This window comes from Pyrobaculum ferrireducens (assembly GCF_000234805.1).
Taxonomy (GTDB): domain Archaea; phylum Thermoproteota; class Thermoprotei; order Thermoproteales; family Thermoproteaceae; genus Pyrobaculum; species Pyrobaculum ferrireducens.
In genome coordinates this window covers 2,245,746-2,259,845 of sequence record NC_016645.1, presented here as the reverse complement: position 1 = coordinate 2,259,845, position 14,100 = coordinate 2,245,746, and the positions used below count along the sequence as shown (strand labels likewise).

At 56.9% G+C, this 14,100-nt stretch carries 12 protein-coding genes and 1 pseudogene; 9 read left to right on the top strand and 4 right to left on the bottom strand.

Going from position 1 to position 14,100, the window contains the following annotated elements; genetic code table 11:
* The first annotated feature begins 13 nt into the window (after positions 1-13).
* The 7 genes from P186_RS12640 to P186_RS12610 are packed head-to-tail and all read left to right on the top strand — an operon-like array spanning position 14 to position 5,660.
* Positions 14-1,210 (top strand): amino acid ABC transporter substrate-binding protein, encoded by a 1,197-nt coding sequence (locus P186_RS12640; protein WP_257719885.1) that lies wholly within the window; start codon positions 14-16, stop codon positions 1,208-1,210.
* A 3-nt stretch (positions 1,211-1,213) separates the two neighbouring features.
* Complete coding sequence (locus tag P186_RS12635; RefSeq protein ID WP_014289906.1) at positions 1,214-2,086, top strand: branched-chain amino acid ABC transporter permease; 873 nt, start codon at positions 1,214-1,216, stop codon at positions 2,084-2,086.
* Positions 2,083-3,045: a branched-chain amino acid ABC transporter permease gene (locus tag P186_RS12630; RefSeq protein WP_014289905.1), complete on the top strand. Its 963-nt coding sequence runs from the start codon at positions 2,083-2,085 to the stop codon at positions 3,043-3,045. The genes P186_RS12635 and P186_RS12630 overlap by 4 nt, the downstream gene beginning before the upstream one ends.
* Positions 3,042-3,770, top strand: a complete 729-nt coding sequence (locus P186_RS12625; protein WP_014289904.1) for an ABC transporter ATP-binding protein — start codon at positions 3,042-3,044, stop codon at positions 3,768-3,770. Before P186_RS12630 ends, P186_RS12625 begins: the two co-directional genes overlap by 4 nt.
* Positions 3,761-4,465: an ABC transporter ATP-binding protein gene (locus tag P186_RS12620; RefSeq protein ID WP_014289903.1), complete on the top strand. Its 705-nt coding sequence runs from the start codon at positions 3,761-3,763 to the stop codon at positions 4,463-4,465. Before P186_RS12625 ends, P186_RS12620 begins: the two co-directional genes overlap by 10 nt.
* 38 nt (positions 4,466-4,503) lie before the next feature.
* A complete protein-coding gene (locus P186_RS12615; protein WP_014289902.1) occupies positions 4,504-4,995 on the top strand; it encodes a PaREP1 family protein in 492 nt (163 codons plus the stop codon).
* Between the two features lie 59 nt (positions 4,996-5,054).
* Positions 5,055-5,660, top strand: coding sequence for a phosphate signaling complex PhoU family protein (locus P186_RS12610; RefSeq protein ID WP_014289901.1), 606 nt, complete (start codon positions 5,055-5,057; stop codon positions 5,658-5,660).
* Here P186_RS12610 and P186_RS12605 read toward each other — a convergent pair whose 3' ends face one another.
* From P186_RS12605 to P186_RS12590, 4 genes are read right to left on the bottom strand one after another with little or no spacing between them, the layout of a single operon-like run.
* Positions 5,661-6,749 carry a M42 family metallopeptidase gene (locus tag P186_RS12605; protein WP_014289900.1) on the bottom strand — a complete coding sequence of 363 codons (1,089 nt, stop codon included), beginning with the start codon at positions 6,747-6,749 and terminating at the stop codon, positions 5,661-5,663.
* A 36-nt stretch (positions 6,750-6,785) separates the two neighbouring features.
* On the bottom strand, positions 6,786-8,774 hold the full coding sequence (locus tag P186_RS12600) for a 3-hydroxyacyl-CoA dehydrogenase/enoyl-CoA hydratase family protein (protein ID WP_148683072.1): 1,989 nt from the start codon (positions 8,772-8,774) through the stop codon (positions 6,786-6,788).
* Between the two features lie 52 nt (positions 8,775-8,826).
* On the bottom strand, positions 8,827-9,771 hold the full coding sequence (locus P186_RS12595) for an aldo/keto reductase (protein WP_014289898.1): 945 nt from the start codon (positions 9,769-9,771) through the stop codon (positions 8,827-8,829).
* 22 nt (positions 9,772-9,793) lie between these two features.
* Positions 9,794-11,527: a long-chain-fatty-acid--CoA ligase gene (locus tag P186_RS12590; protein ID WP_014289897.1), complete on the bottom strand. Its 1,734-nt coding sequence runs from the start codon at positions 11,525-11,527 to the stop codon at positions 9,794-9,796.
* A 106-nt stretch (positions 11,528-11,633) separates the two neighbouring features.
* Between P186_RS12590 and P186_RS12585 the strand changes: the two genes are divergently transcribed.
* A complete protein-coding gene (locus P186_RS12585; RefSeq protein WP_014289896.1) occupies positions 11,634-12,866 on the top strand; it encodes an acyl-CoA dehydrogenase family protein in 1,233 nt (410 codons plus the stop codon).
* A gap of 52 nt (positions 12,867-12,918) precedes the next feature.
* Positions 12,919-14,098, top strand: a pseudogene (locus P186_RS12580) (thiolase domain-containing protein).
* Positions 14,099-14,100 lie beyond the last annotated feature (2 nt).

Genomic DNA, 14,100 nt, shown 5'->3' with positions numbered 1-14,100 from the left:
GTGTCCAGATGAGATAGTTATCGGAACGGCCATGCCTATCTCCGGCAGATACGCCGCCGAGGGGCAGTACTCCCTCTGGGGTGCCTTGGCCGTGGTTAATTGGATAAATGATAATGGTGGGCTCGACTGTGGTGGTAAGAAGGTGAGGGTGAGGCTTCTCTATAGAGATAGCGAGTCTAAACTAGAGCTGGCTCAAAGCATCACGGAGGCCTTGGTAACTCAGGACAAGGTGCACTTCCTCTTGAGCCCCTACGGCTCTGACCTCGCACTGGGGGTGTCGCCCATAGCCGAGAAGTACGGCGTCTTAATGGCTGTGGTGGGCGCATCCTCAGACCGCATATTCCAGCAGGGGTTTAAGTATGTGCTGGGCGTGGCGGCGCCGGCTAGTCAGTACATGGTTTCCGTGCTTGATATGGTGACCAAGAAGGATCCCACTGTGAAGAAGGTGGCTATCCTCTATAGAGACAGCGAGTTTAATAGACAGGTTGCGGAGGGCGCCAAGGCTTATGCCGAGAAGCTGGGCCTGCAGGTGGAGGTGTACGAGGTCTACCCGTCTTCGCCGAAGGACTTGACGCCGCAGATTCTTAAAGTTAAGCAGGCGGCCCCCGACATAATCCTAGTGGCTTCCCACTTCGCCGACGGCCAGCTGGCCGTCCAGCAACTAGCTGAGCAGAAGGTAGACGCCAAGCTCATCGCCCTGTCTGTGGCCCCCCTGGTGCCCGACTTCTACAAGGCGCTTAGTGAGAAGGCAGAGTGCATAGTTGGGCCCTCTCACTGGGAGCCCGGGGTGAGGTACAGCCCCGACGTGGCTAAGCAGAGGGGAGTGGAGTGGTTTGGGCCCACCAGGGAGGAGTTTATTACATATTTCAAGAAGGTGGCTAAGCAGATGGGCGGACAGGAGGTGGAGCCTGGCTACCACGCCGCGTGGGCCGCCGAGGGCGTCTTGACTATACTATACGGCGTGCAGAAAGCCGCGTCGGTGAATTCAGACAAGGTTCTAGCCGCTCTGCAGAACGCCAGGTTTATGACATTCTTCAGCGAGTTCAAGCTCGACCCTAAGACAAATCTCAACGTGGCCCACAGCATGGTGGTGATCCAGTGGCAGAGCGGCAATAGAGTGGTTGTCTGGCCGCCGGACGTCGCCGAGGGGAAGCTGGCGTACCCATCCCTTACCTGGGATCAGAAGGCGGCTGGACAGACCTGTAAGTAGGAGATGGATATACTCCCCTTTTTCCTCACAGGCATCATAATCGGTTCTGTCTACGGCCTGACCACCCTCGGCCTGAGTCTCATCTTCGGCGTGTTGAGGGTGGCCAACGTGGCCCACGGATCTTTTATAATGATTGGGGCCTACATCGCCTACCTGGCATTCATCTCGTGGGCGCTTCCGCCCTTTGGCTCCGCCCTAATAGCCCTCCTAGTGGGTCTGGCGGCCGGCTACCTTGTATACATAGGAGTCATTAAGCCGTTGGGCAAGGCCGAGCTGAACATATTAGTCGCCCTCTTCGCCCTCGGGGCGCTTCTGGCTGAGGTGGCTAGGCTCGTCTGGGGGCCCGACTTCGTTGGCTATAGGTGGAGCATCGGGTCGGTGGAGGTGGCCGGGCTCCAGATAGAGATTACGAAGTTGATCGGCGCCGTCCTCGCGTTGGTAATAGCCGTGGCTCTGGAGCTTCTGTTAAGGAAGACCTACTTCGGCAGGTCTATTAGGGCAGTGGTTCAGGACCCAGTGGGGGCGATGGTTGTCGGCGTCGACGTGCAGCGGGTCTTCTCCGCAAGCGCCGCCGTCGGTATAGGCGTCACGACCCTCGGCGGCGTGCTCCTCACCCTGTTCATCCCGGTGGGTATTAACCCCTACATGGGCGGCCCCTATACCCTAATCGGTTTCGTAATTGCGGTGCTGGGGGGACTTGGGTCTATTATGGGTGCCTACCTAGCGGGCCTCCTATTCGGCGTTTTTGAGTCTGTGGGTTTCTACGTCTTCTCGGCTCTCGGCTTCGCCGAGCCTTCACAAATGGCGCTCTTCCTCGCCTTTGTCTTGCTACTGCTCGTCCTGCTGTTTAAGCCCACGGGGCTGTTTAGGCTATGAGGCCCTACATACCCCTGGGCATATACCTCGCCTTGATGGGGGCCGCCTTTGTCTTCCCGGAGTATTCAAAGCTGATTGCCTCCATTGCCTTTTTCATGGCGCTGGGCCAAGCGGTGAATATTTTTGTGGGCCTCACCGGATATGTCGATTTCGGCTACGCCGCCTTTCTTGCAATGGGCGCATACGGCGTGGGGGTCACGGTGACGTACTGGCCTGGGCTGGGCGTCGCGGCGTTGCCTATCGGCCTCGCGCTGGGGGTTTTGCTCGCGGCGGGCCTCGCATCGGTTGTGGGGGCAATAGCGTTGCGGCTTAGGGGTGCCTACTTCGCCATCGCTACGATTGGCGTAAACGAGGGGGTTAAGCACTTGATCGTGGGGGCAAACATCTGGGGGGGCGGCGCCGGGCTGATACTAAGCGCCAACATGTTCAAAGCTTTTGGGAGGGACACGGCGCTGTACATAGCCAACGTGGGATCGACCATATTGATATTAGTCACAGCTTTGATAGCGGTGGTCGCGATGTATATCATACAGGCAAGCCGGGCGGGATACGCCCTCGCCGCGATTAGACAAGACGAAGACGCCGCCAAGGTGATGGGCATAAACCCAACGAAGTATAAGCTACTGGCGTTTCTAACCAGCGCGTCGCTGTCGGGCCTCCTCGGCGCCTCGTACTTCAGCCTTGGGAATATGCAGGTGTTCCCAGAAAACGTCTTTTTCGTTGAGTACATCCTCGACGGGCTCGCGGTTATGTTTCTCGGAGGCGCCGGGACCGTGACGGGGCCAATAGTAGGCGGGCTTATATACTTCGGCGTTAGGTACCTCACGGGCTTAGTGGCGCCGGGGACGCAGGCGCTTGTCACCTCGCTGATAGTCTTCCTAGTGGTAATCCTGCTACCTAAGGGTGTGGTGGGTACGCTCAGAGAGAGGGTACCTATGCTTAGGAGGTGGTTGCCATGACGTTGCTGAAGGTGGAGAACGTGGTGAAGAAATTCGGCGGCCTGCGGGCGCTGGACGGCGTTAGTTTTGAGCTCGGGAGGGGGGAGTTCGTGGCGGTGGTTGGGCCAAACGGCTCTGGCAAGACCACTCTCCTCAATGTGATAAACGGCGTGTACAAGCCCGATGAGGGGCGTGTGGTTTTTGAGGGCCGCGACGTGACGGACATGCCGCCTTACAAGCGGGCGAGGCTGGGCATCTCGCGGGCTTTTCAAGTGCCCAGGCCTTTTCCAGAGCTGACTGTTCTGGAGAACGTGGTGGTGGGGGCTATTTTCAACGGTGGGTATGGGAAGGAGGAGGCGGTGAGGGTTGCTGAAGAGGCTTTGAGATTTGTAAAGCTGTACGAGAAGAGGCACCAGCTGGCCGGCAAGCTTACGTTCAACGAGTTGAGGCTTTTAGAGCTGGCCAGGGCTCTCGCGGGGAGGCCAAAGCTACTTCTGTTAGACGAGGTGATGGCGGGGCTTACGCCGACGGAGATAGACGAGATGGCGGCTCTGCTGAGGAGGTTGTCTGATGAGAGGGGTATATCGGCGATCTCCATGGTGGAGCACAGAATGAGGGCGGTGGCGCAGCTGGCGGATCGGGTAATCGTGATGCACCAAGGCAGGATCATAGCGGAGGGGCCGCCTGAGAAGGCCCTCAGCGACCCCAGGGTAGTGGAGGTGTATCTGGGGAAGCCATGGCGCTGAGGGTTTCCCAGCTGGCCTCGGGCTACGGCAAGTTGCAGGTGCTCTTCGACGTCTCGTTTGAAGTGGGTAAGAACTCGGTGGTGTCGATCCTGGGCCCCAACGGCGCTGGGAAGACCACGACGTTGCTGACAGTGATGGGGGTTGTGAAGCCGTGGGGCGGCAAGGTGGAGCTCGGAGGCGTCGACGTGACAAACGTGCCGCCTCACAAAAAGGTGGAGTTGGGAATCTCCCTGGTGCCCGAGGGGAGGAGACTCTTCCCCGAGATGACCGTGGAGGAGAACCTCCTGATGGGGGCCTACACAAAGCGGGCGCGCGGCAAGCTGGCAGACAGCCTCGAATTTGTCTACTCGCTGTTCCCCCGGCTTAGGGAGAGGCGGAGGCAGAAGGCTGGGACGATGAGCGGCGGGGAGCAACAAATGTTGGCCATAGCCAGGGCCCTCATGTCTAGGCCAAGTGTCTTGCTTATAGACGAGCCCAGCGCCGGCCTCGCGCCGAAGGTGGTGTCCGACCTATTCCGCACCATCGGCCAGCTGAGGAGCGAGATGTCTGTGTTGCTGGTGGAGCAGAACGTAGCCGCCGCGCTGGAGATAAGCGACTACGCCTACGTGCTGGAAAACGGGAGAATCGTTCTTCAAGGCGCGCCGAGGGAGCTGGCGGAGAACGATCACGTCAAGAAGGCCTATCTAGGAGTCTAGTCGCTGAAGGTTTTTAAAAACAGAGGCCTCCCCGTCTAGTGACTTTGCTGGTCCACCCCTGGAGGGATTTGGGGAGGTATGTGGAGATTAGGCTAGAGGAGGCGAGGTACGAGCTTGAGCTTGCCGAGAAGTTTACTAGAGAGGAGATGTACAGAAACGCGGCTGGCAAGGCGTTTCAGGCTTGGAAGTCGCTGATGGCGGCGCTGGCGGCGTTTCACAGAGAGGTGTTGGCTAGGCACTACCCCGGAGTTGTCAAGACGCGCGACGGCCGGACGGTGGCTAGGGTGGATTGGCTGATAGCCTACATGCCGTCTAGTAAACTGCGGGAGGTTGCCCAGAGGCTCAGAGATGTGGTAGACTTCGATGTGGTGTCTCTAACAGACCTCGCTTTGAACCTCCACGAATTTCAGTACAACGGCGTGGATAGAGAGGCTCTGCTCAGCAGATACACTTCCCTAGAGCTGGCGGTTGAAGATCTCAAACTTTTCGTGGCCAGGTGTAGAGAGGTGCTCCAGAGAGTTAAGTCGTAGCGCCCCGCCGTAGCCTGCATATGGATAATTGATTTATATTGGGTAGTACCCTAATCGGTGTGAGGAGGCTTCTTGACATTGCCGAGGGGGAGATTGCCCGGAAGATTAGAGAGGGCGCCGAGACGGCGGAGGAGGCGCTCTCCATGGCGCTGAGGGAGGAGCCCAATTCAACCGTCATTAGAGAGCTGGCGTCGAGGATACACGACTTGCACCACGAGATTTCAGACCTCGTGATGGAGGCCGTGGCGAGGTATTCCCCAGTGGCGAGCGATCTTAGATTTCTCAAGGGTGCCCTCTTTGTGTCATATGACGTGTATAGAGTGGCTAGGTATTCGTACGACATCGCCGTCGTAGTTGAGAGGCTCGGATCTGGTTGCTGGTCTAAAAGAGTTGTCGAGGTAGGCGAGGTGGTGAAGAAGATGGTGGCCACCGCGGTCGAGGCGTTTCTAAAGAGGGACATCTCGGCACTGGCTGAGGTGGAGAGGCTGGACGACGATGTGGTCGACAGGGCATATGAAGAGTCCCTCATGGAGGTACTCAAAGGGGCCGACCGGTGTAAGGTTATGGAAACCGTCGTGCTTAGGCTATTGGAGAGGGCCTCCGACCACGCCGTGTATATCGCCAACCACGCGTATTACCTCGTGACGGGGCAGGTGAAGCGGTAGCTACTTAATCCTCTTGTCTAGGAAGCTGTCTATCACCGCGGGGGTGGTCCTCTCCAACACCGCTTTCAAGAGTTTAGAGGCGTTGACGGCGTCCTCTACGTTGAGCACCTCTACAGGCGAGTGGATGTAGCGGGTGGGTATAGATATCGTCGCCGCCGGTATCCCCTCACGCCTAAACGCTATTGCCATGGCGTCGGTGGTGCCTCCGTACAGAACCTCCAGCTGGTACGGAACCCCTATATCCCTGGCGATTTTCACAATGTGGTCCCTCAGCTGGGGGTGCGCTATAAAGAGCCCCCCGCGACCCCCGTCGAGGACTTTAATGGCGGGGCCCTTGCCGATCTTGGTGACGTGTAGCCTATCCCCCACCCCCGGCACGTCCGCCGCTATAGTCGTGTCGAGCGCAATTGCGTAGTGGGGGTTTATCCTCTCAGCCGCAATCTGCGCCCCACGGAGCCCAACCTCTTCCTGTACGGTGGCCACGGCGTATAGAGTCGTCGGCAATTCTTTCAACTGTCTCAAGGCGTACAGCAGGACGGCTACGCCTACCCGGTCGTCGAAAGCCTTTCCGGTGACCACCCTGCCGTTCAGCACGGCGAACTCCCTGTCGAGCACAGCCACGGAGCCCACCTCCACGCCCAATTTCTCCACCTCCTCTCTGCTAGAAGCCCCGATGTCTATAAACAAGTCCTTGATCTCAGGCGCCTCCCTCTCCTTGCCCGCCGGAGTGACGTGGGGAGGTGTGGAGCCCACGACGCCTCGGATCCACGTGCCGCGGGAAGTTTTAACCCACACCCTCTGGCCCACGAGAGTCACCTCGTTCCAGCCTCCGACTGGTCTAAACCTGAGGAACCCCTCCTTGTCTATGTGATCAACCATGAGGCCAATCTCGTCAATGTGGGCAGCCACCATGGCGCGGCGCTCCGAGGCGCCCCGCTTAATCCCAATTACATTCCCCCACCGATCCACCACCACCTCGTCGACATACGGCTCCATTTCCCTAACCACGACCTCCCTTACCTCGTCTTCAAAGCCGGAGGGCCCCCTCGCCTCTGAAAGCCTTTTTAGGAGTTGGATGAACTCCTCCATAGGGGTTAGGGATGGGGGTTCTTTAAAAAAGTGACTTTACTTGCCTTTGAACTGCGGCTTCTTCTTCTGTAGGAAGGACGATACGCCTTCTATGACGTCTTCTGTGCTGAATAGGAGGCCGAACTGGGCGGCCTCCAGCACCATGCCGACCCACTGCGGCGCCTCGATGCCGAAGTTAATCGCGTATTTAGCCATCGCCAGCGCCAGGGGCGGCTTCTCCGCCAGCTTATTTGCAAAGGCTCTCAGCTCCTGTTCAAGCTTGTCTAGAGGCACCACCTTGTGCACCAAGCCGAGCCTCTCCGCCTCACGCGCCGGTATTCTGTCGCCAGTGAAGATGAGCTCCTTTGCCCTATCTCTCCCGATGTGCCTCGCCAATCTCTGCGTCCCGCCGGCGCCTGGTATGAAGCCTAGGTTTATCTCTGGCTGGCCAAGCTCGGCGGTTTCAGACGCTATTCTGAAGTCGCAAGCCATCGCCAGCTCCAGCCCGCCGCCCAGCGTGTAGCCGTTCAGCCCACATATTACGGGCCTGTCGAGTAGCTCCAGCCTGTCGTACAACATCTGCAACTTCCTAGATATCTTGAAAATTGTTACAGGTGTCGCCCCCATGAATCCAGTTACGTCAGCCCCCGCGGAGAACGCCCTGCCCGCCCCCGTTATAACCACCACCCGCACCTTTTCGTAATCCATCTGCTCAATCTCGTCGAGCACCTTCCAAAGCTCCTCAATCATCTTGGGATTAATCGCGTTAAGCCTCTCCGGCCTGTTCAGTATAATCCAGGCAATGCCCGGCTCATACCTCACGATAAGAGTTTCGAGCTTCTTCTCCTCAGCCTTGACATATGTATAGAACCCCTCACCGCTCTTCTTCCCAAGCCTCCCGCTGGCCACCATACTCCTCAGCAACGGGTCGGGCTCATACTCCTCAAACCCGGTCTTGCCCTTCCACTCTTCTAGGGCTTTTACTATGGTGTCTATGCCTAGTTCATCTGCGTATTCCAGCGGCCCCTTAGGCCAGTTTAAACCAAGACGAACAGCCTTATCAATATCTTCTCTAGTGGCGATACCCTCTCTAAGTAGGTAAGCCGCCTCATTCACCGCAGGGGCGAGTATGTAGGCGATGTCTATCTTATCCCCGGCGGACTTGGGTACTTCAGGCCACTGGAATTTACCCGGAGCTGGGTACTTGTAGAAACCCTCACCAGTCTTCACACCATACTTCTTCTGCTGACACTTCTCAGTGATTACGGGGCATGGATGGGTTTTGAAGCCTCGTTTCAACATGGCGTCGCCTATAAAACAGACTACGTCTATCCCAGTGTAGTCCATCAAGATAAAGGCGCCCATGGGCAACCCGGCTTTGTACATGAGGGCCGAGTCTATCTCCTGGACAGTGGCCTCCCCCCTCGCCACCATCCAGCACGCCGCCTCGTTTACCCTCGCCAGAATTCTATTGACAATAAAACCAGGGACGTCTCTGTTCACCACGACGGTCTGCTTACCCAGCCTCGCCGCGTACTCCGCAGTTTTCTTAACAGTCTCGTCGCTGGTGTACCTACCCCTTATAATCTCTACCAGTGGCATTAGTGGTGGTGGGTTGAAGAAATGCATTCCCACCACTCTTGGTCTTCTTTCTGGCTTCACTGCCTCGGCTATTTCTGTTATTGGAAGTGAGGAGGTGTTTGTGGCTAGTATAGCCTCCGGCGGCGCGCAACGATCAGCCTCAGCAAAAACTCTCTTCTTCACCTCAATATCCTCCACCACAGCCTCAACCACAACCTCAACCCCCTCAACAGCTTTGCATATGTCGTTAACTACGGTTTTTATCCGGCTCATAACTGTCTGGACGTCCTCCTTTACCTGCCCCTTCTCGGCCAGCTTCTTGACAGACCACTCAATGTTCTGTAGAGCCCTCTTGAGGTACTCCTCCGCGACGTCGACCAGCGCCACCTCGTAGCCGGCGATTGCGAAAAGCTCAGCAATGCCATGGCCCATCGTCCCCGCGCCTACAACGGCTGCTTTTGGCATGATTAGGTGAAAAAGGGTATATTTAAAGAGTATATACGTCTATAGTTGAAGTTTATACACTTGCTAATATAAAACCCAGCTTCAGCAAGAAGCCAGGTATGTACCTCATACCCGACGGCCATATAGAGCCGTGGACGAACTGCGCAGACGCCTCGTCTATTGCCCTAACCTCGGCCTCTGACAGCTCGAGGCCCACAGCCTCCACAACGTCATGTGCCTGCTCCACGGTCTTTATCCCCGGAATTGGATAGGCGCCCTTAGCCGCGTGCCAAGCCAGCACCACAGCCGCCGGGCTAACCCCCCTACCCGCGGCGATTTTTCTAATAGTCTCAACTACCCTCCTCCCCGCGGGCGTAGCCGCCCTCTTGACTACGGGATCAAGCCTCCTCGCCGGATCGTCGCCGAGAGACTCCTTCACAGCCGCCCCCTTGGCTAGGGGGCTCCAGGATATGACTGTAACCCCCATCCTCCTCCCAGCCTCTATCAGCCTCTCCGCAGCTCTCTGCAACGGGTTGTATACCACCTGGTCGGAGACGATCTCGTACTTCTTAGTACACGTCTTGGCCCGCTCCATGAGGCCTATGTCGAAGTTGCTGACGCCTATCTCAGAGGCGAGCCCCAGCTCCGCAGCTCTCTCCAAGCCGCGCACCACTCTGCAAATTGGCACGTACACCGGCGGCGGCCAGTGGAACTGCAGTAGGTCAACTCGCCCTATCCTTCTCCTGCTTATCTCTGCGCTCTTGACGATGCGGCCCCAGTGGAATCCGGCGACCTTAGTCGCAACGACGACGTGCGGCCGCTGGCGTATCAACTCCCCCACAAACTTCTCGCTTCTCCCGTTTCCATACACCTCTGCGGTGTCTATGAAGTTCAGGCCGTGGTCAAGTGCGTATTCATAGGCTCTTTTTATCTCGGCCGGGTCTACACGCCAGGCTCCGCCCCCGGCTTGCCAAGCGCCCAGCCCCACCCTCCCCACCTCTAGACTGCCGATCTTCACAGTGGCGGGGCGTTGTCCGGAATTAAGCTTTTTGCTCAGCCAGCCTCCTCAACTCCTCTGCCCTAAGCTCACGCTTCAGGATTTTGCCCACGGCAGACTTAGGCAACTCGTCTCTAAACTCCACCGCGCGTGGCCTTTTGTAATGGGCCAGCTTATCCTCGGTCCACTTTATAACGTCCTCCGGCTTCACCTTGCCCTTGCACTCGTCTCTCAGCACTATGTAGGCCTTGGGTATCTCCCCCGCCTCTGGGTGCGGGACGCCGATTACCGCCGCCTCCTTTACACAGGGGTGCTGGTAGAGAACCTCCTCAATTTCGCGGCTGAAGACGGAGTACCCCTTGTACTTAATCATGTCCTTCTTTCTGTCGACTATGTAGAAGTAGCCCTCCTCGTCCATGTATCCCATGTCGCCGGTTCTAAACCACCTCAATCCGCAACAGTGGAAGAAGGCCTGGGCGTTTTCCTCGGGGCGGTTGTGGTAGCCTCTGAATACCTGAGGCCCGGAGATGACGAGCTCCCCCACCTGGTTTGGGGGTAGTAGTTCAGGCTTGTCGGGGTCCGCAATGGCGGCGTATGTGGACGGTATGGGGAGGCCTATGGATCCCTCCTTTGCCTTGCCGTAGAGGGGGTTTACGTGGGTGACTACGGCGGTTTCTGTAAGGCCGTAGCCCTCCCTCAGCACGGCCCCCGTGATTTGTTCAAATTTTTTTGCAACCTCCACGGGCAGGGGCGCCGCTCCGGAGATGCAGAAGGCTAGGCTTCTGAGGTTGAATTGGCCGGCTTTGGGGTGGTTGTTGATCATGTTGTAGAGAGTGGGGACGCCGTGGAGGACTTGGGCTTTGTATTTCTGCACCAGCTTCATCAACTGCTCGATGTCTGGCCGAGGCATCACGACGACAGTGGCGCCGTCGAATATGCCGTAGTGCATCACAGTGACTTGGCCATATATATGATACCACGGTAGCAAGCCCATCATAACTAGGCTGTCTAGACCCCTCCTCCGCTTGACGGCTTCGTAGAGGGGCTTTAGCTGTTGTAGGTTGGAGGAGATGTTGCCGTGGGTAATCTCGGCGCCTTTTGGGAGCCCCGTGGTGCCGCCGGTGTACATCAAAGCCGCCAAGTCCTCCGTGGGGTTTATGTTTGCGCGGTACGGCGTCGGGCTGTGGCTCAGCAACGACTTGTATGGCACTACGCGCTGGCTGTATTGTATCTTCGGGGGCTTTAGCCTCCTCTTGGCGAGCGGCTTGATAATGGCCGGCATGTACTCGCTCACCTCTACCACCACCACGCGGTCGAAGTGGTACAGCTTATCGGCCTCCTCTACGTTTTTATACAGCACATCCACTGTGAATATGATCCGCGCCCCGGCGTCCTTCGCCTGCCACGCAACCTCCCGCGGCGTGTACATGGGGTTCATGGGGGTCACCGCGGCGCCTAGCTTCAACGCGCCGTAGTATACAACGGGGAAGGCCGGGGTGTTGGGCATGTACAGCGCCACCACGTCGCCCTTGCCCACGCCCCACTCCCTCAGCGCCGCCGCAACTCTGTCGCTGTGTTCCCCAACTGTGCGGTAGGTGACCCGGTTGTTGAAGTAGATGTAGGCGGCGCGGCCCCCGTTCTCTGCGGCTTGCTTATCTAGATAGGTGAAAAGCGGAGAAGGTTTAATATCGACCTCCGGCGGGACGCCCTCGTCGTAGTTTCTGGACCACACCCTGCTCTTGACGTACTTTTCAAATATTTCAGCACTACTTGGCATATGTATAAAAACCTGCCTAATTTAAAAAGCTTTCACGTGTTGAAGTATGTTAAGATGTGCATCTTGACGAAATTAATGCTTAAATACTAAGGCCCCTTTCCCCCACATGGTGTTCCCATTTGATACGGTGGAGGACTACTCCATTGTGTTGACCCCCGAGCACGAAATGTTTCGAAAAGCCGTGAGGGATTTTCTGGAGAGGGAAGTCGCCCCCCGCGCTATGCAGATAGAGGAGACGGACGAGGTTCCTAGAGACCTCCTTAAAAAAATAGCGGAGCAGGGCTTCTTCGGGATAGGCATACCTGAGAAATACGGTGGGCAGGGCGGCGACCACAGAATGGCGGTTATAATGAGCGAGGAGTTCTGCAAAGTCCTTCCGGGGCTGAGCGTCTACTTCGGCACCAACGAGCTCTTCCTTACCCCAATAATGCTGTTCGGCTCCGAGGAGCAGAGGCAGAAATACGTCCCGCCCATCGCCCGGGGGGAGAAGTTCGGGGCCTTCGCCGTCACGGAGCCTTGTTGCGGCTCGGACGTGGCTGGCATACAGACAAAGGCCGAGAAGAAGGGAGAAAGGTGGGTTATAAACGGCCGTAAGGCCTTCATCAGTAGCTCCGACGTGGCGGACTACTTCATAGTGCTGGCCCGCACCTACCCGCCACCAGACAAGAAGGTCAGGTACCTAGGCCTCACCTTCTTCGTCGTGGAGAGGGACACCCCCGGCTTCAAGGTGGAGCAGTGCTACCACAAGATGGGCTTGCACGGCAACCACGCCTGTGAGCTGGTGCTTGAAAACGTGGAGGTGCCCGATGAGAATAGGGTGGGGGAGGAGGGGATGGGCTTCCTCTACGCAATGGAGACCTTCGACAGGACGAGGATAGGCGTCGCCGCCCAGGCTGTGGGCATGGCCCAGGCCGCCTTTGAGAGGGCGTTCCAGTACGTACACCAGAGGCAGGCCTTCGGAGTTCCCGTCGCCTATTTCCAAGCCATCCAGTTCAGCCTGGTGGAGATGATGGCTAAGATCTTCACGGCGAGGCTCTTGACCTACCTCGCGGCTAAGCTGGCCGACGAGGACAGGCGGGAGTTCACCTTCGTGGCGTCTCTAGCTAAGTTCTACGCCACAGAGGTGGCTGAGGAGGTGATTTCCGAGGCCATCAACCTCCACGGCGGCGTGGGGGTAATTAGGGAGACCGGCGTCGAGAGGTTTTTGAGAAGCGTCAAGATTACCCAGATATACGAGGGAGCTAACAACATCCAGAAGCTGGTGGCTTACCGCCAGCTAATTAGATTACTGAAGGAAAAGGGGCAGATACCTGACGAAGTAGCCAAAATAGTTACCTAAATCCACCTAAAGTCTAAGACTATCAATAAATATTACTTTACTGCCTTTTTACATGGGTAAGGTAGCAGTGGTAGGGGGTTGGTGTCAGTAAATTCGGCAACAGAGCCGACGTGTCTTTACCAGAATTAGCTTGGGAGGCCGTGAAGGAGGCTCTAGATGACGCACGTCTCGGATCTGAAGACATCCAAGCTTTCGTAGTGGGGAATGTCGGTGGGTGGTCTTCAGAGGCTCTACCTGCAGTGGTGGTTGGAGAATACTGCGGTTTTGTTCCTAGAAACGGGATAAGAGTAGAAGCCGCATGCGCCACCGGATCAGCCGCTGTTAGGACGGCGTACCACATGATTGCCAGTGGTGAGGCCGATATAGTCATGGCTATCGGTGTGGAGAAGATGAACGAGTCTCCTACGCCTACGGTGGTGGAGTTTATTGGACGGGCGGGGAATTACTTCTGGGAATTTGAAAACTTTGGTTTAACCTTTCCCGGGTACTACGCGCTGTACGCCACGGCATATATGAATAGATACGGAGCTACGGAGGAGGATTTCTGTAAAGTAGCTGTAAAAAACCACTACTACGGCTCGCTCAACCCCAAGGCCCAGTTCCAGAGGGTCATCACAGTGGGGGAGTGCCTCGCCTCGCGCTACGTGGCGTGGCCGTTGAAATTGTACGACAGTAGCCCCATAACTGACGGCGCGGTTGCGGTAATACTAGCAAGCGAAGAAGTCGCAAAGAAGCTCACGGACACTCCAGTCTGGATCAAGGCTGTTGGCTATGCAAATGGAACCGCTAACTTGAGCAAAAGGCTAGACTTCGTGGGGCTCGAGGCAGCGCAAGTCGCCGCCCAAATGGCGTACAAGAAAGCAGGCATTGATCCTCAGAATCCTGTTAAGTACCTAGACGTAGCTGAGGTACACGACTGCTTCACAATTGCGGAAATTATGGCTTATGAAGATCTGGGGTTTGCCAAACGTGGGGAGGGCTACAAGCTAATACGAGAGGGACAGACGTACATTGGCGGGTTGATACCAGTCAACCTAGATGGGGGGTTGAAGGCAAAGGGCCACCCAATAGGGGCCACTGGGGTTTCAATGATAGCAGAGCTTGCCAAGCAGTTGCGACAACAGGTGGAGAGGGGCCGCCAAGCGCCTATTAGGAATGGGATGGCGCTGGCGCATAACATCGGCGGCACGGGGCACTACGCCTTTGTGACAATACTCAGCTTAAGTCCGTGATT

What these genes read in the sequence shown, in the direction of transcription:
- P186_RS12635 (WP_014289906.1), top strand. Translation starts at nt 1,214, where the DNA reads ATGGATATACTCCCCTTTTTCCTCACAGGCATCATAATCGGTTCTGTC.
- P186_RS12630 (WP_014289905.1), top strand. Translation starts at nt 2,083, where the DNA reads ATGAGGCCCTACATACCCCTGGGCATATACCTCGCCTTGATGGGGGCC.
- P186_RS12625 (WP_014289904.1), top strand. Translation starts at nt 3,042, where the DNA reads ATGACGTTGCTGAAGGTGGAGAACGTGGTGAAGAAATTCGGCGGCCTG.
- P186_RS12620 (WP_014289903.1), top strand. Translation starts at nt 3,761, where the DNA reads ATGGCGCTGAGGGTTTCCCAGCTGGCCTCGGGCTACGGCAAGTTGCAG.
- P186_RS12605 (WP_014289900.1), bottom strand. Translation starts at nt 6,749, where the DNA reads ATGGAGGAGTTCATCCAACTCCTAAAAAGGCTTTCAGAGGCGAGGGGG.
- P186_RS12600 (WP_148683072.1), bottom strand. Translation starts at nt 8,774, where the DNA reads ATGCCAAAAGCAGCCGTTGTAGGCGCGGGGACGATGGGCCATGGCATT.
- P186_RS12590 (WP_014289897.1), bottom strand. Translation starts at nt 11,527, where the DNA reads ATGCCAAGTAGTGCTGAAATATTTGAAAAGTACGTCAAGAGCAGGGTG.
- P186_RS12585 (WP_014289896.1), top strand. Translation starts at nt 11,634, where the DNA reads ATGGTGTTCCCATTTGATACGGTGGAGGACTACTCCATTGTGTTGACC.